The organism is Micromonospora fiedleri (assembly GCF_016774385.1).
Lineage (GTDB): Bacteria > Actinomycetota > Actinomycetes > Mycobacteriales > Micromonosporaceae > Micromonospora > Micromonospora gifhornensis.
The window spans coordinates 248487-273396 of sequence record NZ_JAETXL010000002.1; the positions used below are offsets into that span (position 1 = coordinate 248487).

A 24910-nucleotide genomic window follows, 5' to 3' on the forward strand; every position below is an offset into this window, starting at 1 on the left:
GTCAAAGCGACTCTAGTGCGGCCCGCCGGACCGTTGCCACCGACGCCCCGAGGCTCCCCCGCCAGCCCGATCGCCCCGGTCAACCCGCTGTCGACCACCCATCCACCGGCCTTGTCGGCTGACTGACGGCGCGCGGCGGGCGACGGCGTTATCCTCCGGCCATGGGCAGACACGGAGCGCGACTGCGCTGGGTGGTGGCCCTCGTCTCGGTCACCGTCGCGGTACTGGCCACGATCGACCACGCGCGGCAACGCGAACGTGAGCACAACGCCGGCCCCGACGCGGTCACCGTCACCGTCGAGGCGATGCTGCCGCAACCGGACCAGGTGGCCGACCTGGTCAGCGCGTACGGCTGGCGCAACGGCTCCGCCCCGACCGGGGACCCCGACAACCAATCGGTGCTGCTGCGGCTGCGGTGGTCCGGCCCGGGCCAGCCCGGCACCTACCAGGTGATCCTGCTGGACAACCGGCTCGACCCGCCCCGGGTGGTGCCACCGAGCGGTGGCTGGGACGCCGCCGGCAGCACCGGATTCAACTGGGCCGACTCGTACGAAACACTCGCCGCACGGTACGACTTCCTCGCCGGTGCCGTCTCCCGCCCGGAGTCGAGCGACTCGCTGCGTACCCCCGACAACCTCGGCGCGGTCAGCACCCGTGCGGTGGCCGAGGGCGACCTGGTCGCGCTGTTCCGGATGGGCCACGCCGCCACCCCCCTCACCGACCCCGCCGATCTGCTGGTCGCCCTCTGCTACGTCGACCCCACCGGCACCCCCCGCTGGGCCAAACCGGTGCCGGTCCCCCAGTGACTCAGGGAGCTTGCAGCCAGCGGGTGTGAATGTCCTGGTAGCGGAGCGGATCGACGGCGGCCGGATCATCGAGGAGTTCGACGAGCAGGGCGCCGTTCGGCAGCCGGCGCGTCCGGGCGGCGATCTCGGGCAGCGGTGCTGGTGGCAGCCGACGATCGGGGCCCAGATAGGTCCACCAGCCGAGTTCCGCCGGCCAACCCCCGGCAGGGTGCACGCCGTCGTGAATGTCCAGGTGCCACACCTGGTCGGTGGACCACTCGTCGAGAATCCGCCCGAAGTCGGCGTGCAGCCGTACGGCGACATCGAGCCACAGGCCGGTCAACCGAGCGTGCAGTTCACGGAAGGTGTCGGCCGCCGGCACCGGCTGACGGTGACAGAACACCGAATCCAACGCCCAGGTCAGAGTCCCCGCCTCCCACCTCACGAAGAAGACGTCGACCTCGTCGTTCGTCCAGAACTGGCCGCTCGCGCTGCCCGTCGCCATGGCCTCCAGGGCCGCCTGCGGGTCGTCGACCGTACGCAGCTCGCTGTCCGAATCGAAGAACAGGTTGATCAGCCCGTCGGGGCGTTGCGGCACCAGGCCCCGGGCGCCCGCCAAGGCGTACAGCTCACGAAGAGCCGGCTCCGCCGCCGACCGCACGTGCAGTTCCCAGATCCAGTCCGACCCCACCCCGGCATGGTGACGATCAGCGCCCGGGCACCGCAAGCAGAGTCATCGCGCCGGCACCGCCGCCCGGATTTTCCACGCCGCCCTCTGTACGCTGCCGCGATGCAGATCGACCTGGTCGCCCTGATCGTCGACGAGTACGACCCGGCGATCGCATTCTTCACCGACGTACTCGACTTCGACCTCGTCGAGGACTCCCCGTCGCTGACCAATGACGGGCGACCCAAGCGGTGGGTGGTCGTCCGGCCGCCGGGCGCCCAGACCGGAATTCTGCTCGCTCGCGCAGACGGCGAACACCAGCGCTCCGCCGTCGGTAACCAAGTGGCCGGCCGGGTCGGCTTCTTCCTCCGCGTCGACGACTTCGACGCCGCCTACCAGCGGATGACGCAGGCCGGAGTCACCTTCGTCCGGGAGCCACGCACCGAGTCCTACGGCCGGGTAGCGGTCTTTCTCGACATCGCCGGCAACCGGTGGGACCTGCTCGGCACCACCTGACACCGGCACATCTGCCATCGAGGAACGCTGCCCGCCGCACTCTTCACCTTCTGGTCACGCTTCACCTTCTGGTCGCTCCCCCTTTCGGTCGGGCTTCACCCTTCGGTCGCGCTTCCCCTTTCGGTCGCTCCCCCTTTCGGTCGCGCCGCACCCTTCGGTCGGACTTCACCCTTCGGTCGCGCTTCTCCTTTCGGTCGCGCTTCACCCTTCGGTCGCGGCCCTTTGCTCTGCTTCACCCCACGCACCGGATTCGGTGGCAAAGCGTTGCGTGGGGTGAAGCAGAGCAAAGGGGTTGCCGGGGGTTCTTACCCGCAGGGGACGACCAAGAGGGGGACGGCCAGGAAGGGCGGCACGAGGGGCGGCCAGGAGGATGGGCAGGGAAGGCGGCCAGGAGGGCCGACCAGGGGAGGCGGCCAGGGGAGGCGGCCGGGAGGGTTGGGTGAATGGCGGCAGGGGCAGGCTTAGCGCCTTGCTGCTCAGTCGTCTTCGATGAATCCGGTGGTGCGGTCGACCATGGCCAGGAAGGCACGGATGTTCTCTCTGTGCTCGTCGAGCGACAGGTCCGCAGTCGGACTCATCCCGAATCCGTAGCCGGGGTTTGGCCCGCTCAGCCACGTGTAGTCGGTGCCACCGCGTCCGTCCGGGCGTAGGGCGAACACCTCTCCGTCGACGTCGAGCGTGAGCGAGGCGGCATCGGCGACGCTGTCAGCTTCGGGGTGCAGGCCGGGCTCGGCCACCCGCTGGGCCTCCCGGTCACCATCGCCGTCGTCCGCGTAGATCGCCCTCACCACGCCATTCTCCTGGACATTCCTACGTCTCCGGCAAGACTCGCGCGACTTCCCGGCAAGACGGCCGCCTGCGGGCCGAGATCACCAAGGCACTCGCGCGACTCCGTCAGGACTCGCGGCAGCGGACAACTCTCGCAGCTACCGACAGCGGCAACTCGGGCTTCGCACCGCTAGATCACGCTCGATCAGGGATCGAGTGGCATCGGAGCGTTGGATGGCCACTCGATCCCGTATCGAGCGCGCTCTTGAGAAGTGCGTCGTGACGACGGGCGTCTGCCGGCCGTCCTCCGGCGGGGTTGGCTCGTAGAATCCTCGGATGGTCTCCCCCGCCGACGTGAGTAACGCCGACCTGAGCCTCGCTGACCTGAGCACCGCCGACCTGAGTAGCGCCGACCTGAGCACCGTTGACCTGAGCCTCGCTGACGTGACCGACAGCGACGCGCCGGCCGGTGAGAAGGTGACGGCGGCCCTTGATGTGCTGCGGCGGGTCTTCGGGTACGACGCCTTCCGGGGTTTCCAGCGCGAGGTCATCGACCACGTGGTCGACGGCGGGGACGCTTTGGTGCTGATGCCGACCGGGGGCGGCAAGTCGCTGTGCTACCAGATCCCGGCGCTGGTCCGCGACGGCGTGGCCGTGGTGATCTCGCCGCTGATCGCGTTGATGCAGGACCAGGTGGACGCGTTGACCGCGGTCGGGGTGAAGGCCGGGTTCCTCAACTCCACCCTCGATCTCGACACCCGCCGGCTGGTCGAGGCGGAGTTCGTGGCCGGGGAGATCGATCTGCTCTACCTGGCCCCGGAGGCGTTGGCCAGCCGGGCCACGCTGAGCCTGCTGGACCGGGGGCGGATCAGCCTGTTCGCCATCGACGAGGCGCACTGCGTGTCGCAGTGGGGGCACGACTTCCGCCCCGACTATCTCAACCTGTCGATGCTGCACGAGCGGTGGCCCGGCGTACCCCGGATCGCGCTGACCGCCACCGCGACCAGCGCCACCCGGTCGGAGATCGCCACCCGGCTCAACCTGACCGGGGCCCGGCACTTCGTGGCCAGCTTCGACCGGCCCAACATCCAGTACCGGATCGTGCCGAAGCGGGAGCCACGCAAGCAACTGCTCGCCCTGCTGCGCGACGAGCATCCGGGGGATGCCGGGATCGTCTACTGCCTGTCCCGCGCTTCGGTGGAGAAGACCGCCGAGTTCCTGGCCGCCAACGGCATCGACGCGCTGCCGTACCACGCCGGCCTGGACGCGGCGACGCGCGCGGCCAACCAGCAGCGGTTCCTGCGGGCCGACGGGGTGGTGATGGTGGCGACGATCGCCTTCGGGATGGGCATCGACAAGCCGGACGTCCGCTTCGTCGCCCACCTCGACCTGCCCAAGTCGGTCGAGGGCTACTACCAGGAGACCGGGCGCGCGGGTCGGGACGGGCTACCGTCGACCGCCTGGCTGGCGTACGGGCTGCAGGACGTCGTGCAGCAGCGCAAGATGATCGACACGTCCGAGGGTGACCTGGCGCACCGGCGGAACCTCGCCGCCCACCTCGACGCGATGCTGGCGCTCTGCGAGACGGTCCGCTGCCGTCGAGTGCAGTTGCTGGAGTACTTCGGCGAGCCGGCCAGCGGGAACTGCGGCAACTGCGACACCTGCCTGGAGCCCCCGGAGTCGTGGGACGGCACAGTGGCCGCGCAGAAGCTGCTCTCCACGGTGTTCCGGCTCGATCGGGAACGCAACCAGCGCTTCGGTGCCGGGCACTGCATCGACATCCTGCTGGGCCGCAGCAACGACAAGATCACCCAACATCGGCACGACTCGCTCACCGTGTTCGGCATCGGCGGTGAGCTCAGCGAGGCCGAGTGGCGTGGCGTGGTGCGGCAACTGCTGGCCGAGGGGTTGCTGGCCGTCGAGGGCGACTACGGCACCCTGGCGCTCACCGACGCCAGCGCCGAGGTGCTGGGCCGGCGCCGTACCGTGATGCTGCGCCGTGAGGCGGCCCGCCCGGCCAAGGCGGCGCGCACCGCCAAGCCGCGGGGCGCCGCCACCGTAGTCGCCGAACTGACCCCCGAGGCGACCGACACCTTCGAACGGCTGCGCGCCTGGCGGGCGACGACCGCCAAAGAGCAGGGCGTTCCCGCATACGTCATCTTCCACGACGCGACGCTGCGCCAGATCGCCGCCGACACCCCGTCCTCGCTGGCCGAGCTGTCCCAGATCAGCGGCGTAGGCGAGGCCAAACTCGCCAAGTACGGCGAACAGATCCTCACCGTGCTCACCGAACCTCCGCAAAGTTGATCATGAGGTTAGCGGCGAAGTTGATCTCCCTCACTGCCGCTAACCTCATGATCAACGGGGGCATCGGGTGGGTTGAGGGCGGACAGGATCGCCTGGGCGGTGCGGGGGCCGACGCCGGGGACTTCGGTGATCTCCTCGACGGTGGCTGTGGAGAGGCGTTTCAGGGAGCCGAAGTGGCGTAGGAGGGCCTTGCGGCGTACGTCGCCCAGGCCGGGGATGTCGTCCAGGGCCGAGGTGGTCATCCGCTTGGAGCGGCGCTGCCGGTGGAAGGTGATGGCGAAGCGGTGCGCCTCGTCGCGTACCCGTTGCAGCAGGTAGAGCCCTTCCGAGGTGCGCGGCAGGATGACCGGGAAGTCGTCGTCGGGCAGCCACACCTCCTCCAGCCGCTTGGCCAGACCGCACAGCGTCACGTCGTCGATGCCCAACTCGGCGAGGGCCTGCGCGGCGGCGGCGACCTGCGGGGCGCCGCCGTCGACCACCACCAACTGCGGCGGGTACGCGAACTTGCGGGGCCGCCCGGTGGTCGGGTCGACGCCGGGGCGGTCCGGATCCGTGGCGGTCTCCTCGCCGATCTCGCCGGTCTCGGCGCGTACGTCGAGGTAGCGAGCGAAGCGGCGGCGCAGCACCTCGGACATCGCCGACAGGTCGTCGGTGGCACCCCGGACGATGAAGCGGCGGTACTCGCTCTTGCGGGGTAGGCCGTCCTCGAAGACGACCATGCTGGCCACCACGTCGCTGCCCTGGATCTGGGAGACGTCGAAGCACTCGATGCGCAACGGCGCCGTCCGCATGCCGAGCGCCTCGCTGATCTCGTCGAGGGCCTTGCTGCGGGTGGTCAGGTCGCCGGCCCGCTTGAGCTTGTGCCGGGCCAGGGCGTCCTTGGCGTTGCGTTCCACCGTCTCCAGCAGGGCACGCTTGTCGCCGCGCTGCGGCACCCGCAAGCTGACCCGGCTGCCCCGGTGGGTGGCCAGCCAGTCGGCCAGCGCCTCGGCGTCGGCGGGCAGCTCCGGCACCAGCAGCTCGCGCGGCACGTCGGCCTCGCCGTGCTCGCCGCCGTAGACCTGGGTGCAGAAATGGTGCACCAGGTCGCCGGTGGTGAGGTCCTCGGTCTTCTCCACCACCCAGCCGCGCTGGCCCCGCACCCGGCCGCCCCGGACGTGGAAGACCTGCACCGCGGCCTCCAGGGGGTCGTCGGCGAACGCGACCACGTCGGCGTCGGTGCCGTCGCCGAGCACGACCGTCTGCTTCTCCATCGCCCGGCGCAGCGCGGCGACGTCGTCACGCAGCCGGGCCGCCCGCTCGAACTCCAACTCGGCGCTGGCCTGGGCCATCTCGCGTTCCAGCTTGCGCACCATGCTGTCGGTGCGCCCGGCCATGAAGTCGCAGAACCCGTCGACGATCTCGCGGTGCTCCTGCGCGGTGACGCTGCCGACGCAGGGCGCGGAGCACTTGCCGATGTAGCCCAGCAGGCAGGGCCGACCGACCTGACCGGCACGCTTGAACACCCCGGCGGAGCAGGTCCGCGCCGGGAAGACCCGCAGCAGCAGGTCGAGCGTCTCGCGGATCGCCCAGGCGTGGGAGTACGGCCCGAAGTAGCGCACCCCCTTGCGCTTGGCCCCGCGCATGACCTGCAACCGCGGATATTCCTCGTTGAGGGTGACCGCGAGGTAGGGGTACGACTTGTCGTCGCGGTAGCGGACGTTGAACCTCGGGTCGTACTGCTTGATCCAGGTGTATTCGAGCTGGAGCGCCTCGACCTCGGTGCCGACGGTGACCCAGTCGACCGCCTCGGCGGTGGTGACCATCTGCCGGGTGCGGTCGTGCAGCCCCAGCAGGTCGGCGAAGTAGGAGTTGAGGCGGCTGCGCAGGTTCTTCGCCTTGCCGACGTAGATCACCCGGCCGGTGCCGTCGCGGAACCGGTAGACCCCCGGAGACTCCGGGATGGTGCCGGGGGCGGGACGGTAGGTCGACGGATCAGCCACGCTCCGAGCCTATCCGCCGCCCCCGACAGCCCGAATCGTCCCTGGTCGACGGCTTCCCACCCGACTGCGTCGACAGCGCCGACCATCCTGATTGACGTCTTCCAATATCGACCGACGCGGCCTACCATCCAGTAACCGAATGTTCTTCATGTAATGATCCCGCCCGATGGCCCCCCGTCCACAGAGGATCGCCATGTCTGCTCGTACCGCCACCCGCCGGCTGCTCGCCGGTGCGACCGGCGCCATCGCCGTCGCCGCCCTGCTGGTCGCCGTCCCGCCCAGCGCCACCGCCACCACCACCGCCGCCGCGCCCGCGAACAGCACCCTCGCGGTGAACGTCGCCAGCGCCTTCGCCGGCAACGACTACTGCCTCGGCGAATGCTCGGAGATCCTGCCGCCCGGTCAGAACGGCAACGCCACCCTGGTCGAGATCCTCGGCAACCAGGCCTTCGGCACCCTGCCCCGGCACTCCGCCGACCAGCTCGACAAGTACGCCAACCTGGTCTACGGCTACGCCGGGCTGCGCGAGGAGCAGATCGGCGAGTTCTTCCACGACGCCGCCTTCGGTGTCGCCCCCAACCAGGTCGAACGCGACTACTCCCCGCGCTCCGACGTACGGATCGTGCGGGACAAGGCCACCGGCGTACCGCACATCACCGGGAGCACCCGGGCCGGCACCATGTACGGCGCGGGCTACGCCGGCGCCGAGGACCGACTGTTCACCATGGACCTGCTGCGCCACGTCGGGCGGGGCACGCTGACCTCCTTCGCCGGCGGCGCCCCCGGCAACCGCGCCCTGGAACAGAGCGTCTGGCGTACCTCCCCCTACACCGAGGCCGACCTGGCCGCCCAGGTCGAGGCGCTGCGGCGCAAGGGCGGGGCGCGCGGCGAGCAGCTCTACGCCGACGTGCAGGAGTACATCGCCGGCATCAACGCGTACATCCGCACCTGCATGTCGGGCCGCAACTGCCCCGGCGAGTACGTGCTGACCGGCCACATGGATGCGATCACCAACGCCGGTGGGCCGAAGCCGTTCACCATGACCGACCTGATCGCCATCGCCGGGGTGGTCGGCGGCCTGTTCGGCGGCGGTGGCGGCAACGAGATGCAGTCCGCGCTGGTCCGCATCGCCGCCCGCGCCAAGTACGGCCCGGTCGAGGGCGACCGGGTGTGGAACGGCTTCCGGGGCCAGAACGACCCGGAGACCGTGCTGACCCTGCACGACGGGCAGAGCTTCCCGTACGGTGACGCCTCCCCCGACGCTCCCAGTGTGGTGCTGCCCGACGCGGGTTCCGCCCGGGTCGAACCGGTCGTCACCGACCCCACCGGCTCCGCCACCACCGCCGGCAGCACCAGCTCCTCCGAGCTGGCCGCCGCGCTGTCCGGGCTGACCATCACCCCGGCCAACCGGGGCATGTCCAACGCGGCGGTGATCTCCGCCGAGCACTCCGCCACCGGCCACCCGATCGCCGTGTTCGGGCCGCAGACCGGCTACTTCTCCCCGCAACTGCTGATGGTCCAGGAGTTGCAGGGCCCCGGCATCAGCGCCCGGGGCGCCGCCTTCGCCGGACTCAACCTGTACGTGCTGCTCGGCCGGGGCCAGGACTACGCGTGGAGCGCCACCTCCGCCGTCCACGACATCACCGACACGTACGCGGTGCCGCTGTGCGTACCGGGTGGTGGCACGCCCACCCTGGCCAGCAACCACTACCTGTTCCGCGGCCAGTGCCTGGCGATGGAGGAACTGTCGCACGTCAACCGGTGGAACCCGACCGTCGCCGACAGCACCCCGGCCGGGTCGTACAAGCTGGTCGCCTGGCGTACGAAGCTGGGGCTGGTGGCCTGGCGCGGCACCGTCGGCGGCGTCCCGCACGCCTTCACCCAGCTGCGCTCCACCTACGGGCGGGAGGCCGACTCGGCGATCGGGTTCCAGATGTTCAACGACCCGACCCAGATGGGCACCGCGTCGGCGTTCCTGGAGTCGGCCCACAACGTCGAATACGCCTTCAACTGGTTCTACGTCAACTCCACCCAGTCGGCGTACTTCAACTCCGGGCTGAACCCGGTGCGGGCCACCGGCAGCAACCCGAACCTGCCGATGAAGGCCGAGCGCGCCTACGAGTGGCAGGACTTCGACCCGGACGCCCGCACCGCCCGGTACGCGCCGCGCTCGGCCCACCCGCAGTCGATCGACCAGGACTACTACATCAGCTGGAACAACAAGCAGGCCAAGGACTTCGGGGCGGCCGACGGCAACTTCAGCTTCGGCGCCGTACACCGGGGTGACCTGCTGGACAAGCCGGTGAAGGCGGCCATCGCGGCGGGCCGCAAGTTCGACCGAGGCTCGCTCACCGAGTTGGTGCAGCGGGCCGGGCTGACCGACCTGCGCGGCGCGGAGGTGCTCGACGAGCTGATCCGGGTGCTGGAGAGCCAGCCGGTCACCGACACCGCCCTGGCCGCCGAGATCAGCCGGCTGAAGGCGTGGCGGCAGGCCGGGGCGCTGCGGGTGGAGACCGCCAAGGGCAGCAAGGTGTACCAGCACGCCGAGGCGATCCGTACCTTCGACGCCTGGTGGCCGCTGCTGGTGCGGGGGATGTTCCGGGACCCGCTCGGCCCCGACCTCTACCAGTCGCTGATCAACACCCTCCAGGTCAACGAGTCGCCCTCCGGCCTCCAACAGGGTGACGTGTCGAACCTGCCGTCCTCGGCCAACGGGGCACAGACCCACAAGGGCTCGGCGTTCCAGTACGGCTGGTGGGGTTACGTCGACAAGGACCTGCGGGCGGTCCTCGGTGCCCCGGTCGCCGGTGGCCCCGGGCGTACCTTCTGCGGCAACGGCAACCTGGGTGCGTGCCGGCAGATCCTGCTGGACACCCTGCGCACGGCGGCGGCCACCCCGGCCACCACGACCTACCCTGGCGACGCCAGCTGTGCGGCCGGCGACCAGTGGTGCGCCGACGCGATCATCCAGTCGCCGCTGGGCGGCATCAAGCACGCCACCATCGCCTGGCAGAACCGGCCCACCTACCAGCAGGTGGTCTCGTTCCCGGCGCGCCGCGGCGACGACCTGACCAACCTGGCCGTCGGGCGGCCGGTGACCGCCTCCAGCAGCCAAATCGGCAACGGCGCCGCCCGGGCCGTCGACGGGAACCTCGGCACCCGCTGGGCCAGTTCCTGGTCGGACAACCAGTGGATCCGGGTGGACCTGGGCAGCGTGCGGCAGGTCGGCCGGGTGGTGCTGGCCTGGGAGGCGGCGTACGCCCGGTCGTACCGGGTCGAGGTCTCAGGCGACGGAAGCACCTGGCGGCCGGTGTGGTCGACCACGGCGGGCGACGGCGGCACCGACGTGGTGGCCTTCACCCCGCAGCAGGCCCGCTACGTCCGGATGACCGGCCTCACCCGCGGCACCACCTACGGCTTCTCCCTGTGGGAGCTGTCCGTGTACGCCCACTGAACGCGATCGGCCGTGGCCGGGGCTGCCCCCTGGCCACGGCCGCTGCGCCTGGACCCGGACCGGTGGGTCGTCTCGTCGACGGCCCGCCGGCCAGGGTGTCGTCTCGTCGACAGCCCGCCGGTCGGCGGGTCAGGCGAGAGCGATCTGGTCGCCGGAGACCTTGACGTCCTTACGCTCCAGCGGCGCGGGGGACGGACCGGACTGGACCGAGCCGTCCTCGATCGAGAACCGGCTGTTGTGGCAGACGCAGTTGATCGTGCCGCCCTCGACGGTCGTCACGTTGCACCCCTGGTGCGGGCACTTCGGGTCGAAGCCGCGGAACTCCCCCGGCGACGGCTGGGTGATCACGATCCCCTGGGCGGACAGGACGGCACCCCCACCGACCGGAATGTCGCTGGTCCGGGCCAGCGACTGGCTGTCCTGGCGGCCGCCCCCACCCGCGTCGCCGGTGTTCGTCACCTGCGGACCCGGGCTGGTGGTCGCCGCGCCGTCGTCGTCCCCGCCGCCGCAGGCGGCCAACATCGCCGCCGCCCCGGCCGCACCCGCACCGGCCAGCAGCGCCCGCCGTGTCCGTACCGGCCGCGCCCCCGCCACCTGGTCGTCAGTCATCCCCGCACCCTCCTCGGCTACCACCGTGCATGATCCTCGTCAGGTTTTCGCAACCCGGACCACTCTGCCTGGCGGTTCACCCGATCGACCACCCGGCGCCGCCTACGCCCGGTGGTCGAGAGCCACCAGCGGTGCCCACACCGGGTGTCCGAGGTCACCAGCGGTGCCTACGCCAAGGGCCGAGGGCCACCCTGCGATGCCTGCGCGGAGTGGCCCGCGGGCTCCTCGGAGATCCCTACGCGCCGTGGGCCGGGGGCCCGGTCAGCCGGCCGGGACGCTCTTGCGTGCGGCCCGCGCCTTGGTCGCGGTCGTCTTCGTGCCGGTTGCCCTGGTTGCGGTCGTCTTGTTGCCGTTCGCCTTGGCCGCGCGGGCGGTGGCCGCCGCCGCACCCTTGGCCGTGCCGTCGAGCTTGAGCACGGTACGCAGGAACTGCCCGGTGTGGCTCTCGGCGACCTCGGCGACCTCCTCCGGGGTGCCGGTGGCGAGCACCGTGCCGCCCCGGTGGCCACCCTCGGGGCCCATGTCGATCAGCCAGTCGGCGCTCTTGATCACGTCGAGGTTGTGCTCGATGGTGATCACCGTGTTGCCCTTGTCGACCAGGCCCTCCAGCACCATCAGCAGCTTGCGGATGTCCTCGAAGTGCAGGCCGGTGGTCGGCTCGTCGAGCACGTAGACTGTCCGCCCGGTGGAGCGCTTCTGCAACTCGGAGGCGAGCTTGACCCGCTGCGCCTCACCGCCGGAGAGCGTCGGCGCCGGCTGGCCCAGGCGTACGTAGCCCAGGCCCACGTCGACAAGGGTCTTGAGGTGCCGGTGGATGGCCGGGATGGTGGAGAAGAACTCGGCGGCCTCCTCGATCGGCATCTCCAGCACGTCGGAGACGGTCTTGCCCTTGTAGTGCACCTCCAGGGTCTCCCGGTTGTACCGGGCGCCCTTGCAGACCTCGCACGGCACGTACACGTCCGGCAGGAAGTTCATCTCGATCTTGATCGTGCCGTCGCCGGAGCACGCCTCGCAGCGGCCACCCTTGACGTTGAACGAGAACCGGCCCGGTCCGTACCCGCGCACCTTGGCCTCGGTGGTCTCGGCGAACAGCTTGCGGACGTGGTCCCAGACACCGGTGTAGGTGGCCGGGTTGGATCGCGGCGTACGCCCGATCGGCGACTGGTCGACGCCGACGACCTTGTCCACGTTCTCCAGCCCGGAGACCCGGGTGTGTCGGCCCGGCACCAGCCGGGCGCCGTTGATCTGGTTGGCCAGCACCGCGTACAGGATGTCGTTGACCAGGGTCGACTTGCCGGAACCACTGACCCCGGTGACCGCGATCAGCTGGCCCAGCGGGAAGCTCACCGTCAGGTTGCGCAGGTTGTGCTCGCGGGCGCCGTGCACCACCAACTCCCGGCCCGGGGTCTGCGGCCGGCGGCCCTTCGGCGTCGGGATCTCCCGCCGACCCGACAGGTACGCCCCGGTGATCGACTCCGGGTTCGCCAGCAGCGCCGGCACCGAACCGCTGTGCACGATCTGCCCACCGTGCTCCCCCGCGCCCGGCCCGATGTCGACGATCCAGTCGGCGGTACGGATGGTGTCCTCGTCGTGCTCCACCACGATCAGCGTGTTGCCCAGCCCGCGCAGCCGGACCAGGGTCTCGATCAGCCGGTGGTTGTCCCGCTGGTGCAGCCCAATGGAGGGCTCGTCCAGCACGTAGAGCACACCGACCAACCCGGAACCGATCTGGGTGGCCAGCCGGATGCGCTGCGCCTCACCACCGGACAACGTGCCGGCCGGGCGGTCCAGGGAGAGGTAGTCCAGACCCACGTCGAGCAGGAACCGCAGTCGGGCGTTGATCTCCTTGAGCACCCGCTCGGCGATCAACTTCTGCCGGTCGGTCAGCTCGATGCCGGCCAGCAGGTCGGCGCACTCACCGACGGACAGGTTGCAGACCTCGGCGATGCTGCGCCCGGCCAGCGTGACGGCCAGCACCTCGGGCTTGAGCCGGGCACCGCCGCAGGCGGCACACGGCACGTCGCGCATGTAGCCCTCGTACTTCTCCCGCGACCACTCGCTCTCGGTGTCGGAGTGCCGGCGCTCGATCCACTGCACCACGCCCTCGAAGCCGGTGTAGTACGAGCGCTCCCGGCCGTACTTGTTGCGGTAGCGCACGTGCACCTGGTCGTCGGAGCCGTGCAGGATCGTCTTCTGCGCCCGCGACGGCAGGGCCCGCCACGGCGTGTCGATGTCGAAGTGCTGGGCCTCGCCGAGTGCCTCCAGCAGGCGCAGGAAGTATTCCAGGTTGTGGCCGGTGGCCCAGGGCTGGATCGCGCCCTCGCGCAGGGTCCGCTCCGGGTCGGGGATGAGCAACTCCGGGTCGACCTCCTTCTTGGTGCCCAGACCGGTGCACTCCGGGCAGGCGCCGTACGGCGCGTTGAAGGAGAAGACCCGCGGCTCCAGGTCCTCGATCGCCAGCGGGTGGTCGTTGGGGCAGGCCAGGTGCTCGGAGTAGCGGCGCTCCCGCTCCGGGTCGCCCTCGGGCACGTCGACGAAGTCGAGCAGGACCAGGCCGCCGGAGAGCCCCAGCGCCGCCTCGACCGAGTCGGTGAGCCGCTGCTTGGCGCTGGGCTTCACGCTGAGCCGGTCGATCACCACCTCGATGGTGTGCTTCTCCTGCTTCTTGAGCTTCGGCGGGTCGGTGAGCTGGTGCACCACGCCGTCGACTCGGGCCCGCGCGTACCCCTTGGCCTGGAGTTCGGCGAACAGGTCGACGTACTCGCCCTTGCGGCCGCGTACCACCGGGGCGAGCACCATGAACCGGGTGCCCTCGGCCATCGCCAGGACCCGGTCGACGATCTGCTGCGGGCTCTGCTTGGAGATCCGCTCACCGCAGACCGGGCAGTGCGGCTCGCCCACCCGGGCGAACAGCAACCGCAGGTAGTCGTAGACCTCGGTGATGGTGCCGACGGTGGAGCGCGGGTTACGCGAGGTGGACTTCTGGTCGATCGACACCGCCGGGCTCAGACCCTCGATGAAATCGACGTCCGGCTTGTCCATCTGGCCGAGGAACTGTCGGGCGTACGACGACAGCGACTCGACGTACCGGCGCTGCCCCTCGGCGAAGATCGTGTCGAACGCCAGACTCGACTTGCCCGACCCGGACAGCCCGGTGAACACGATCAGGGCGTCCCGGGGAAGGTCGAGGCTGACGTCACGCAGGTTGTGCTCGCGTGCGCCACGGATGATCAGACGGTCGGCCACGGTCCGTGTACTCCCGGGTGAGGATGACGAGGAGGATCTGTCCGCTTCGGGATCAACCCAGCGGTTGTGCCAGCGCGGAGAGCGCGCCCCGGCAACTGTAGACCCGCCCTACGACAACTTCCCCCCGCCACACAACCCCACCCCACACTCCCTCCCCACCAACCACCCCTCACCCTCCTCGCCCCCACCCCTTCACCCCGCCCCTCACCCCGGCTCCGTCCGCCCTCTCACTCCCCCGCCTCACCCTCTCGCCCCGCCGATCTTGCACTTTCGGTCGGGACATAACCACCCAAAAGCAGCATTCAGGCGACCACAAGTGCAAGATCGACGGGGCGTGGGCGAAGGGCGGGGGCGCGGGGCGGGATGAAGGTGCAGCGAGCGAGAGGGCGGGGCGACGGGCGCGGGGCGACCGGCGCGGCGGGGTGGGGGTGGGTCAGCGAGGGTGGCGGGGGCGGGTGGTGTGGCGGCGGGTTTCGTGGGTCAGCTCACGGTGGAGGCGACGCCAGCTCTGCCAGCGGCGGGTGGACAGTTCGCCGGAGGCGAGGGCGGCCTGTACGGCGCAGCCCGGCTCGGCCTCGTGTCCGCAGTCGCTGTAGCGGCAGCCGGTGGCGAGGTCGGCGATGTCGCCGAAGGCCCGGTCGAGGCCGGACTCGCCGTCGAGCAGGCCGACCGCCCGTACCCCCGGGGTGTCCAGCACCGCGCCGCCGCCCGGCAGCGGCACCAGCGCCCGCCAGGTGGTGGTGTGTCGACCCTTGCCGTCGACCCGACGGATCGACTGGGTCGGCATGACCACGGCCCCGACCAGCGCGTTGACCAGGCTCGACTTGCCGGCGCCGGAGGGCCCCAGCAGACCGAGCGTCCGACCGGGAGCCACCTCGGCGCGCAGCGGGTCCAGCCCGGTGCCCGTCTCGGCGCTGACCGGCAGCACCGGCACCCCGGGCGCGAGGGCCGCGAGTTGACGTGCCACCGCCGCCGGGTCGGCGGCCAGGTCGGTCTTGGTGAGTACGACGAGCGGCCGGGCGCCCGACTCGTGCACCAGGGAGAGCAGCCGCTCGATGCGGGCCGCGTTCGGCTCGGGGTGCACCGGCTCCACCACGGCGGCGGTGTCCAGGTTGGCGGCCAGCAGTTGACCGCTGGCGTCCTTGCCGGCGGTGCGCCGGATCAGCGCGGTACGCCGGGGCAGCACCGCCTCCACCGTGACCCGCGCGTCGGGCCAGGTGCCGAGCAGCACCCAGTCGCCCGCGCCGGGCAGCCGGGTGGCGTCGCCCACGGCCGCGGCCAGCACGGCGCCGCCGCAGGAGGCGCGCACCGGGCCGTCGGAGGTGAGTACGGTGCAGACGCCACGGTCGACCCGGGCGACCCGGCCCGGGCGATGATCGGTGTGGATACGACTCAGGTGCGCCGCCCGGTCGGTGTCCCAACCCAGGGCGGTCAGTGTGATGTCCAAGGCTCCTCGTTCAGGGTCGCTGGGGGTGATACGGGCGTGCGGTGACCGGCATGACCACCACCTCCTCCGCTCCGGCGCCGCGAACACCCCCACGGTAGGAGGCGTGGTCCCGGGCGGGAAGTGAATTCCCTGGCGACGCGGTCGGCGCAGCGGACTAGGGTCGAATCGTGACCACGGACCCCCTGCTGTTGACCGGTGACGTGGACGACGCCACGACCCGTCTGATCCGTACGGCGGCCCGGTTCGACGCCGCCGACCTGGCGCAGCCGTCGCTGCTGCCGGGGTGGACCCGCGGTCATGTCCTGGCCCACCTGTCCCGCAACGCCGACGCCCTGGTCAACGCGCTCACCTCGGCCCGCACCGGCGAGTTGATCCCGATGTACGCCAGCGCCGAGTCACGGACCGCCGACATCTCAGCCGGCGCACCTCGGCCGCCCGACGAGCAGTTGGACGACCTACGGCGCAGCGCCGACCGGTACGCCGAGGCGGTCGCGGCGATGCCGGCACCCGCCTGGGCCGCCACCGTGCAGACCCGGCGCGGTCCCGTGCCGGCCTCGCTGCTCGTCTGGCGTCGGCTCCGGGAGGTGGAGATCCACCACGTCGACCTGGCCGCCGACTACCGGCCACGGGACTGGTCGCCGACCTTCGGTCACCGGCTGCTGCACGAGGTGGCCACCGACCTGGCCGCCCGCGACGACGCGCCGGCGCTGGTGCTGCGCTTCGACGGTACGAGTCACGAACTCGTGATCGGGGACCGTGCGCAGGCGCCCGTCGTCTCCGGGCCGGCGGTCGAGATCGCGGCCTGGTTGACCGGCCGCAGCCCCGGTGCCACCCTGACCGTCACCCCCGACGGTCAACTGCCCCACCCACCTGAATGGATCTAGTCAGACATGACCTATGACGGAGAAGTCACCCCCGGCGGACCTGCCGCGGTACGCGAACTCGGCCGGCTGAGCATCACCAAGGTGTCGGTCGGGCCGATGGACAACAACGCGTACCTGCTGCGCTGCCACGCAACCGGTGAGCAGGTGCTGATCGACGCGGCCAACGAGGCGCCCCGCCTGCTGGAGTTGATCGGTGACGCCGGGTTGACCGCGGTGGTCACCACCCACCAGCACATGGACCACTGGGTGGGGTTGGAGGAGGTGGTCGCCAAGACCGGTGCCCGCGCGCTGGTGCACGCCGACGACGCGGCCGGGCTGCCGATCGAGGCGCAGACCCTCGCCGACGGCGACACCGTGCCGGTCGGCGACTGCGCCCTGGAGGTCATCCACATCAAGGGGCACACGCCGGGCTCGGTGGCGCTGCTCTACCGCGACCCCGACGGCATCCCGCACCTGTTCACCGGCGACAGCCTCTTCCCGGGCGGGGTGGGCAACACGGATCAGGATCCGGAGCGGTTCGCGGCGCTGATCGACGACGTGGAGCACAAGCTGTTCGGCCGGCTGCCGGACGAAACGTGGTTCTACCCGGGCCACGGACGGGACTCGACGCTCGGTGCGGAGCGTCCCCACCTCGGTGAGTGGCGGGCTCGCGGCTGGTGAGCGGCGCGTGGTCGGGGGTCAGTTGGTGACCGTACGCAGTCGACGGCGGGTGCCGAGCAGCACCACCGCGGCCAGCAGCAGACCTCCGACCATGGTGACCAGCAACGGGCTCAGGCCTTTCGGCAACAGGCCGGCCAGCGACCGTGACGCGGTGCCCACCGCCAGGTAGAGACCGGCCCAGGCGCCCGCGCCGAGCGCCGCGAAGCCGAGAAACCGGGGGTACGACATGCGCAGACCGCCCGCAGCCAGCGGCAGCAGCGCGTTGAACACCGGCAGGAACGGCGCGATCAGCACCAGCCGCCCGCCGTCGCGACGGAGGATGCGTTCGGCCGCCGCCCAGCGGGGCTCCCCGACCCAGGCGCCGAAGTGGCTGTGCCGCAGCCGCTCACCCCAGCGCCGGCCGACGAGGAACGTCAGCGACCAGCCGACGAGACACCCGGTGACCACGGCGACGAAGGTCGCCAGGCCGGTGCTGGGCGTGCCGACGGCCACCGCGGCGAGCACCGCCACGTCTCCGGGGACCAGGACGCCGAACAGCGGCACCGCGTCGAAGAGCATGACCACCCCGAGCACGGCCATCAGCAGAGCGACGGGTAACTCTCCGACCTGGGCCAGCTCGTCTGCCATGCCTCGTACGCTATGGCCTCACCGCCACGACGAACATCGGGTTTCCACCCGACGTTGACGGAGATCACCTCCGGGTGATCCCGGAGACGCGCGGGGGCGGCCATCTGCGTCGCTCCTCCGACACCTGAGGCACTTCACCCGGCAAATCGGCCTTTCACCGGCTAATGTCGGGAAAGTATCGGGCGATCACCGGCGCGCAGTCGGGGGTCGCCCGCTGGAACAGGGAGAGAGAACGCATGGCAACCGGCACCGTGAAGTGGTTCAACTCGGAAAAGGGCTTCGGTTTCATCGAGCAGGACGGCGGCGGACCTGACGTGTTCGTCCATTACTCGGCGATCGCCAGCTCCGGATATCGGGAGCTGACCGAGGGTCAGAAGGTCGAGTTCGATGTGACCCAGGGGCAGAAGGGTCCGCAGGCGGACAACGTCCGCTCGCTGTAACCGGTGCCGGTGGCGGCGGCCGATTCCGGCCGCCGCCACCGCTAACCTGCGAGGTGTCCGGCCACGGTCAGGCGGCCAGCCGTCGACCCAACTCCCGCACCACCTGCTCGGCGACGGTGGGCGGGATCGCCGCGGCGATCTCCTGCGGGGTGAGGCCGGCGAGGACCCCGGCGACGATCGCCTGCTCGTCGGTGAAGTCGCGTTTCATCAGCGAGTCCATCGCCGTCTGGAGCGCGGTCAACTGCGCCCCGATGCTGCGCAGCGTCGGATGCCCCACCTGGAACTTCGGGTCGGTGTGGTCCTCCCCCATGGCCATCCGGGTGTACGTCTGACCGATCGGATTGCGTCCGTCCAGGACGGTCAGGTTGCGGTGCACGGTCTTGAGCCAGTTGTGCTCCTCGGGTGTCATGTCGTTCGCCTCCGGCTTCTGAGTGATGAGACCGATGCTGGTCAGGTACCGGCGGAACAGCGGCCTCTGGTCGCGGTTCGCCTTGATCGAGTCGCGGAAGAAACTGAAATGGGTGTGCCACAGGTGGGAGCGATCGCCGGTGTTACGCCGGCCGAGCCGGTCCCAACGGCGGACCACCTTGCCGTCCGGCGAGTAGATGATCTCCCTGATGTCGCGGGTGTCCGCGGCGTTGGCGACGCACTGCGCCACACACCAGGTCGAGAAGCTCGCCAGGTTGTGCCGACGGCCGTCGACGGTGACCTGGAACATGCCCACGTCGAGCGCGGCGGCATCGAGGGTCAGGCCGTTGCGGTCCCGCGACGACTCGACCACCGAGTAGTCGTTGGTCACCACCCGGTCGGACCCACAGTGGTATCCGCCGCGGTGATTGGCATCGCCGACGATGCCGACCTCGTTGGGTTCGAGATCCTCGTCGCGCGCCCGGTTGGGGTCGCGGTTGAGGTGGTCGAGCAGTAACCGGCGGACGGCCATCAGGTTGTCTGGTGCCCGCGTCATGGGGTCCCCCTTTGCGGTCTCGTCGGAGCCGGGCACGACCGTGACACCGCGTGACGCGGTAGGGAAGCCTCACAGGCGAGCCCGACTGTCAGCTGCACGGCGCCGGGCGTGCCACCACGATAGCCCGCAGAACCGGCGAATGCCCAGCTCAGAGGGGCTTTGTTTCAGCTTGGAGCAAGCTGAGAGCCAGAGTGGACGACCGGCAGGACCACTGCGGACGGCCGCTCCGGGTCGTGCAGAATCTCCCGAAAGCCGCCACGAAGGGTAATCGCCGTGCCGAGTGGTTCACCGGTGCCGGGGTTGCGGACGTACCGGGGGTGGGCACCGCCGGAGAGCTGAAGCCGTAGCCGGTGCCCGGCGGCGAAGCGGTGGGCGACCGGCCACATCGGTACGGTGACCGCCACCGCGCCGGAGCCGTCGACCCGGAAGCGCCGCGGATCGATCCGGACCAGCCCGTCGCAGATGTTCCAGGACCGACCCCGGCGGTCGACATCGCACAGTCGCACGAAGACGTCGAAGTGTTCGAGGTCGCTGCGTACGTGAATGTCCGCCTGCACCGGCCCGATCACCTCCAGCGGGCCGGTCAACGACTCGCTGGTCCAGGTCAGCACGTCGGGTCGCGCCTCGACGGGCCGGTTGTCCACCGGCCCGGACCGTTGGGCCACCAGCAGCGGACCACCGAGCGAGGGCGTCGGGTCGGCCGGGTCGTACCAGAATCCGTCCGGCGGTGACGGCACCGGCGCAGCGGTGCGCAGCGCCGATTGTGGGTGCAGGTACCACCGGGTGGCCTGGGCCGGCGGCGGCCAGTCCGGCAGATCGCGCCAACCGCCCCCGTCACCACCCACATGTATCCGCACTGGCCCGTCCGCCGGAGGGGTGGGCTGGGCGGTGGCGGTGGTGGGCAGGTGGGTGCCGAGCCAGTCGAGTCCCTCGCGCAGTGCCGCGATGAACAGGCCGGGGCTGCCGTGGGTCCACGGGCCGATGATCAGACGCGGGCGGGCACCGAGGGCGCGCAGCGCGGCGTAGTCGCGCAGTTGGGCGGGGAGGAAGATGTCGTGCCAGCCGCTGACCATCGCCACCGGCGCCTGGACCAGGTGCAGCCGGTCATCGAAGACGCGGCTGCGCCAGTAGTCCGCCTGCGGGGTGTGGTGGCGCAGCCACTGCTGGAAGAACGGCACGGTGACCCCGGTGGCGACCCGGTCGGCCTCGACCAGGGGCAGGTGGGACAGCGCGGCGGCCAGTCGCGGCTGCCCCCGCTTGAGTTCCCACTGCCGGGCCAGCCAGGGCACGGTCTGCGCCTGCAGCAACTCCACCCAGGTCAGCACGGTGTCCAGGGCGAACGACTCCCCGGCGTACGTGGAGTCACGGGTGGTCGACGCGGTGGCCACGGCGACCATGGCCCGCAGCTCCTCGCCCGCGTCGGCGGCCAGCGCCCACTGCACGAAACCCTGGTAGCTCGCGCCGAACATGCCGAACGCGCCGCTCCACCACCGCTGCCGGCGCAGCCAGTCGAGAGTGTCCAGCCCGTCCTCGCGCTCGTGCACGAACGGATCGAAGGTGCCGCCGGAGCCGTCGGTGCCGCGACACGACTGGATGACCACGTGGAATCCCTGCTCGGCGGCGAGCCGGCAGAGCAGCCGCATCGGCCCGCCCCGGCCGTACGGGGTACGGATCAGCATGGTGGGCGCGTCCGGCAGGTCGGGCGCGTAGTGGTCGGTACGCAGGATCACCCCGTCGCGGACCCGCAGCGCGATGTCGCGGCGGACGGTGATCCTTCGGGTACGCGCCCGGGGCAGCCGCAACGCGGCCACGGCGAGCCGGGACGCCACCCGATCCAGCACGGGCTCAACCCGCCCGGTGCCGCGGCGGCGGCGTGACCCGGCCGTCGCGGATCGCGTCGCGGTGCTCCCGCAGGGACTGGCCCATCGCCGTGATGAACCGGTACACGACCTCAAGTTCCTCGTCCTGGAACTCGTCCATCACCCCGTCGGTACGCTCACCGAGCGGGCGGAAGAAGTCCCGGGCGACGGTGGCGCCCTGCTCCGCGTAGTGCAGCAGCACCTTGCGCCGGTCGGTGGTGTCCCGGTCACGCCGCAGGTGCCCGGCCCGCTCCAACCGGTCGATCAGCGCGGTGACGGAGCCGGAGGAGAGGTCCAGATGTTCAGCGAGCCGGCCGGGAGTGATCGGCTCACCCGACAACTCGGCGTCCATCACCGCGATCAACGCCTGCAGGTCGGTGCCGTTGAGGCCGTGCTGGCCGGCGAAGGCGTGCCCGACGTGCTGCGCGTCCACGCAGTAGCGCCGCAGCTCGGCGGTGATCTCCGCGACCAACATCTCCCGTCGGGTGTCACGCCGCCGGTACATCCCGTGCCCTGCCACGTCCCGCCGCTTCCTCCCGAGGTCCCCGGATGCGCAGCATAGCCCAGGGTGTTATATCTCTCGACAGTCAAGATACTTGACAACGGAGAGCTGTTGCGCGTTGTTTCTTGATAAGCAAGAATCTCGACAATCAAACTATCGGCTCCCTCGGCGGGAGCCGGGCCGATTCCAACGACCGGAGCGCCGAGCATGTCTCTGTTCACCCGCGTCGCCCGCAGCCGCCGGACCGCCTGGCTCACCGTGGCCGTGGCCGTCCTCGTCGGCGTGGCCGTCTTCGGGCTACCCATTCCCAGCAACCCGGCACCGGTCTCCGCCACCGGTCTGTCCGAGCAGTGGCAGTCCACCCAGGTCGAGCGCCTGCAACGGGAGCTGCCCGCCAGCGGCGTCCAGCCGGCCGTCGTGGTGGTCAGCCGCGACGACGGCGCACCGCTGAGCGAGGCGGACCGTGCGGCGATCACCGCCGACACCAGCAGCCTCAGTCGGCTCGCCGCCGGCGGCCAGGTCGCCCCGCCGCAGCTGTCCCCCGACAACACGGTGGCCCTGGTCGCCGTACCGCTGGACGCCACCGGAGGGCAGGAGGCGGTCGCCGAACGGGTGGCCCAGGTGCGCGCCGAACTCGCCGAATTCCCCGGGGACCTGACCGTCCAGGTGACCGGCCCGCCCGCCTTCACCGCCGACCTGACCAAGGTCTTCGAGGGCGCCGACGTCACCCTGCTCGCGTTCACCGCCGCCGTCGTCGCCGTACTGCTGCTGATCACCTACCGCAGTCCGGTGCTGTGGCTGGTTCCCCTGGTCATCGTGGCCGCCACCGAACAGATCACCCTGCGCGCGCTCGAAACGATCATCCCGGCGGTCGGCATCAACTTCGCCGGTGGCGCCGTCACCGGCATCGCCAGCGTTCTCGTCTTCGGTGCCGCCACCAACTACGCGCTGCTGCTGATCGCCCGCTACCGGGAGGAACTGCGCCGCGAGGAGGACCGCTTCGCGGCGATGCGCGCCGCCCTGCGCCGTACCGCCGAACCGATCCTGGCCAGCGGCGGCACCGTGATGCTCGGCGTACTCACGCTGTTGTTGAGCCAGCAGGAGACGAACCGTGCGCTCGCCGTGGCCTGCGCCACCGGCATCCTGCTCGCCATGGCCTCGGCCCTGCTGGTGCTGCCCGCCGCGCTGGTGCTGCTCGGCCGCCGCCTGTTCTGGCCGTTCGTGCCGACCGTCGGCAGCGTCGGCCGGGAGGGCCGGATCTGGGGCCGGCTCGGTGCCGCCGTGATCCGTCGCCCGGTTCCCGTCGCGGTGCTCGCCACCCTGCTGCTCGCCGGGCTCGCCCTCGGTGGCCTCGGCATCCGCACCGGGCTGTCGGAGACCGAGCAGTTCCGGGTGAAGCCGGAGGCGGTGGCCGGGGCGCAGACCCTCGCCGGCGCCTTCCCCGCCGGCACCACCCAGCCGCTCGCGGTGATGACCAACCCCGGTGCCGTGCCGGCGGTCACCGCGGCCGCCGCCGAGGTGCCGGGAGTGGCCTCCGCCCGGCCCGGTCCCGCCGGCGCCGACGTGGCCCAGGTCGACGTGGTGCTCGACGCCGAGCCGGGCACCGCCGCCGCCAACCGCACCCTGGAGCAGCTCCGGGACACCGTCGGGGCCGTCGACAACTCGGCGCCGCCCGCCACCGCCGGGGTCGACCAACCGTCCGGAGCGGTCGTCGGTGGCACCGTCGCCGGCCGGTACGACTCCGCCGCCGCCGACGCCAAGGACCTGCGCCTCATCCTGCCGCTCATCCTGCTGCTCGTCGGCGCGGTGCTGGTCCTGCTGCTACGCGGCCTGCTCGCCCCGGTGCTGCTGGTCGCCACCGTCGTCGCCTCGTACTTCGCCAGCCTCGGCGGGGCGTGGCTGATCTTCGAGCACATCTTCGACTTCCCGGCGATGGACACCGGCGTGCCGCTGCTCGCCTTCGTGTTCCTCGTCGCGCTCGGGGTCGACTACAACATCTTCCTGGTCACCCGGGCCCGGGAGGACGCCCGCAGCACCGGCACCCGCAAGGGCATGCTCTCCGCGCTGCGGGTCACCGGCGGGGTGATCACCAGCGCCGGCATCCTGCTCGCGGCGGTCTTCGCCGTCCTCGGGGTGCTGCCGCTGATCACCCTGACCCAGATCGGCATCATCGTCTGCCTCGGCGTGCTGCTGGACACCCTGCTGGTGCGTACGGTCGTCGTCCCGGCCCTGGCGTTCCTGCTCGGCGAGCGGTTCTGGTGGCCCGGTCGGATCACCCCCGAGCAGGCTCAGTAGCCCAGGCAGACGCACTCCGTCATCAGGGCTCGCACGTTGCGTACGTAGCTCGGGTTGGGGATGGCCAACGGCTGCCCCTCCCGAGCTACCGCGCCGTGACCGTAGTTGTAGGCGGCGATGACCGCGTTGAGCAGGCAGGAGTTCAGCTCGCTGGTGCACAGGTCGGTGTCGAGCCGGTAGTCGGCGTCGAAGTACATGTCGCCGATGTACTTGGTCAGCCAGGCCAGGTAGGTGCCACCCAGGTAGGCGTTGTCCCGGTAGTCCCACACGTCGTAGTTCTGGCCGAACCGCTGGTTCATCCAGGTCGCGGTGTCCGGCATCACCTGCATCAGGCCGATGCCGCCGTCGCAGGCGACGATGTTGGACTGCCAGCCGCTCTCCTGCCACGCCGTCGCCTTGATCAGGTTCACCGGGACCCGGATGTCCGGCGCCGACGTCGGCCAGTACACCCGACCCGCGGCTTCGGTCAGCGCGGCCTTGGCCTGCGCCCGACTCGCCTGGTCACCCTTGTAGCTGGGCTTGCAGCTGCTCGGCGCGGGCTTGGGCGGCGCTGGCGGCACCTTCGTCTCCGTCGGCGGCTTCGGCACGGCGCGCGGCGCGGTGCTGGTGCGCTTGGGCTTCGGCGACGGCTTCGGCGAGGCGGAGGCCTTGGGACTCGCGCTGGGGCTGCGGCTGACCTTCGGCGCGGCCCCCATCGACTCCACCGCCTCGGGCGTCGGGCTCGGCTCGGCCGACTCGCTCGACGGCTGCGTCTCCTCCTCGGGCAGGGCGACCGGGGCGGGCAACTCCGCGGCCGGAGTGTCCACCCTGGCGCATGCACCCCCGGTGACCAGCAGCAGGCCGGCAACCAGCGCCACGGTGAAACGGCCGACGTTGCGTCCCATGTCGATCCCCCTCC

At 71.0% G+C, this 24910-nt stretch carries 19 protein-coding genes; 8 read left to right on the forward strand and 11 right to left on the reverse strand.

Going from position 1 to position 24910, the window contains the following annotated elements; genetic code table 11:
* The first annotated feature begins 161 nt into the window (after window positions 1-161).
* Window positions 162-806, forward strand: a complete 645-nt coding sequence (locus JMF97_RS05150; RefSeq protein ID WP_203220475.1) for a hypothetical protein — start codon at window positions 162-164, stop codon at window positions 804-806.
* A 1-nt stretch (window position 807) separates the two neighbouring features.
* On the opposite strand, the gene JMF97_RS05155 is transcribed toward JMF97_RS05150, so the two are convergent.
* Window positions 808-1476: a hypothetical protein gene (locus tag JMF97_RS05155; protein ID WP_203220476.1), complete on the reverse strand. Its 669-nt coding sequence runs from the start codon at window positions 1474-1476 to the stop codon at window positions 808-810.
* Between the two features lie 99 nt (window positions 1477-1575).
* Between JMF97_RS05155 and JMF97_RS05160 the strand changes: the two genes are divergently transcribed.
* On the forward strand, window positions 1576-1968 hold the full coding sequence (locus JMF97_RS05160; RefSeq protein ID WP_203220477.1) for a VOC family protein: 393 nt from the start codon (window positions 1576-1578) through the stop codon (window positions 1966-1968).
* A 476-nt stretch (window positions 1969-2444) separates the two neighbouring features.
* Here the strand turns inward: JMF97_RS05160 and JMF97_RS05165 are convergent, their stop codons facing one another.
* Window positions 2445-2759 (reverse strand): hypothetical protein, encoded by a 315-nt coding sequence (locus JMF97_RS05165; RefSeq protein WP_238358778.1) that lies wholly within the window; start codon window positions 2757-2759, stop codon window positions 2445-2447.
* A 313-nt stretch (window positions 2760-3072) separates the two neighbouring features.
* Between JMF97_RS05165 and recQ the strand changes: the two genes are divergently transcribed.
* Window positions 3073-5043, forward strand: a complete 1971-nt coding sequence (recQ, locus tag JMF97_RS05170) for a DNA helicase RecQ (RefSeq protein ID WP_238358779.1) — start codon at window positions 3073-3075, stop codon at window positions 5041-5043.
* Window positions 5044-5051: 8 nt separating this feature from the next.
* Here recQ and uvrC read toward each other — a convergent pair whose 3' ends face one another.
* Entirely contained in the window at window positions 5052-7025 is a 1974-nt protein-coding gene (uvrC, locus tag JMF97_RS05175) for an excinuclease ABC subunit UvrC (RefSeq protein WP_307816775.1), read from the reverse strand.
* Between the two features lie 193 nt (window positions 7026-7218).
* Between uvrC and JMF97_RS05180 the strand changes: the two genes are divergently transcribed.
* Window positions 7219-10479: a penicillin acylase family protein gene (locus JMF97_RS05180; RefSeq protein ID WP_203220478.1), complete on the forward strand. Its 3261-nt coding sequence runs from the start codon at window positions 7219-7221 to the stop codon at window positions 10477-10479.
* A 129-nt stretch (window positions 10480-10608) separates the two neighbouring features.
* Here JMF97_RS05180 and JMF97_RS05185 read toward each other — a convergent pair whose 3' ends face one another.
* The 3 genes from JMF97_RS05185 to rsgA all read right to left on the reverse strand — a co-directional run bounded on the left by JMF97_RS05185 (window position 10609) and on the right by rsgA (window position 15781).
* Window positions 10609-11088, reverse strand: coding sequence for a Rieske (2Fe-2S) protein (locus tag JMF97_RS05185; RefSeq protein WP_203220479.1), 480 nt, complete (start codon window positions 11086-11088; stop codon window positions 10609-10611).
* Window positions 11089-11349: 261 nt separating this feature from the next.
* Window positions 11350-14334, reverse strand: coding sequence for an excinuclease ABC subunit UvrA (gene uvrA, locus JMF97_RS05190; protein WP_203220480.1), 2985 nt, complete (start codon window positions 14332-14334; stop codon window positions 11350-11352).
* A 433-nt stretch (window positions 14335-14767) separates the two neighbouring features.
* Window positions 14768-15781, reverse strand: a complete 1014-nt coding sequence (gene rsgA, locus JMF97_RS05195) for a ribosome small subunit-dependent GTPase A (RefSeq protein ID WP_203220481.1) — start codon at window positions 15779-15781, stop codon at window positions 14768-14770.
* Window positions 15782-15948: 167 nt separating this feature from the next.
* Here rsgA and JMF97_RS05200 point away from each other — a divergent pair, with 167 nt between their 5' ends.
* Window positions 15949-16665 (forward strand): maleylpyruvate isomerase family mycothiol-dependent enzyme, encoded by a 717-nt coding sequence (locus tag JMF97_RS05200; RefSeq protein WP_203220482.1) that lies wholly within the window; start codon window positions 15949-15951, stop codon window positions 16663-16665.
* Between the two features lie 6 nt (window positions 16666-16671).
* Entirely contained in the window at window positions 16672-17325 is a 654-nt protein-coding gene (locus JMF97_RS05205; protein ID WP_203220483.1) for an MBL fold metallo-hydrolase, read from the forward strand.
* A gap of 18 nt (window positions 17326-17343) precedes the next feature.
* On the opposite strand, the gene JMF97_RS05210 is transcribed toward JMF97_RS05205, so the two are convergent.
* Window positions 17344-17952, reverse strand: coding sequence for a DedA family protein (locus JMF97_RS05210; RefSeq protein WP_203220484.1), 609 nt, complete (start codon window positions 17950-17952; stop codon window positions 17344-17346).
* 236 nt (window positions 17953-18188) lie between these two features.
* Between JMF97_RS05210 and JMF97_RS05215 the strand changes: the two genes are divergently transcribed.
* On the forward strand, window positions 18189-18392 hold the full coding sequence (locus tag JMF97_RS05215) for a cold-shock protein (protein WP_013734973.1): 204 nt from the start codon (window positions 18189-18191) through the stop codon (window positions 18390-18392).
* Window positions 18393-18459: 67 nt separating this feature from the next.
* On the opposite strand, the gene JMF97_RS05220 is transcribed toward JMF97_RS05215, so the two are convergent.
* From JMF97_RS05220 to JMF97_RS05230, 3 genes are all read right to left on the reverse strand, one after another.
* On the reverse strand, window positions 18460-19356 hold the full coding sequence (locus JMF97_RS05220; RefSeq protein ID WP_203220485.1) for a hypothetical protein: 897 nt from the start codon (window positions 19354-19356) through the stop codon (window positions 18460-18462).
* 164 nt (window positions 19357-19520) lie between these two features.
* Window positions 19521-21197 (reverse strand): CocE/NonD family hydrolase, encoded by a 1677-nt coding sequence (locus tag JMF97_RS05225; RefSeq protein ID WP_203220486.1) that lies wholly within the window; start codon window positions 21195-21197, stop codon window positions 19521-19523.
* Window positions 21198-21201: 4 nt separating this feature from the next.
* Window positions 21202-21720: a MarR family winged helix-turn-helix transcriptional regulator gene (locus tag JMF97_RS05230; protein ID WP_203220881.1), complete on the reverse strand. Its 519-nt coding sequence runs from the start codon at window positions 21718-21720 to the stop codon at window positions 21202-21204.
* A 204-nt stretch (window positions 21721-21924) separates the two neighbouring features.
* On the opposite strand from JMF97_RS05230, the gene JMF97_RS05235 reads away from it, so the two are divergent.
* The gene (locus tag JMF97_RS05235) at window positions 21925-24012 is read left to right on the forward strand and encodes an MMPL family transporter (protein WP_203220487.1); all 2088 of its coding nucleotides are present in this window, start codon (window positions 21925-21927) and stop codon (window positions 24010-24012) included.
* Here the strand turns inward: JMF97_RS05235 and JMF97_RS05240 are convergent.
* The gene (locus tag JMF97_RS05240) at window positions 24006-24896 is read right to left on the reverse strand and encodes a lytic transglycosylase domain-containing protein (RefSeq protein WP_203220488.1); all 891 of its coding nucleotides are present in this window, start codon (window positions 24894-24896) and stop codon (window positions 24006-24008) included. The two genes, JMF97_RS05235 and JMF97_RS05240, sit on opposite strands and share 7 nt — an antisense overlap.
* Window positions 24897-24910: the final 14 nt, after the last annotated feature.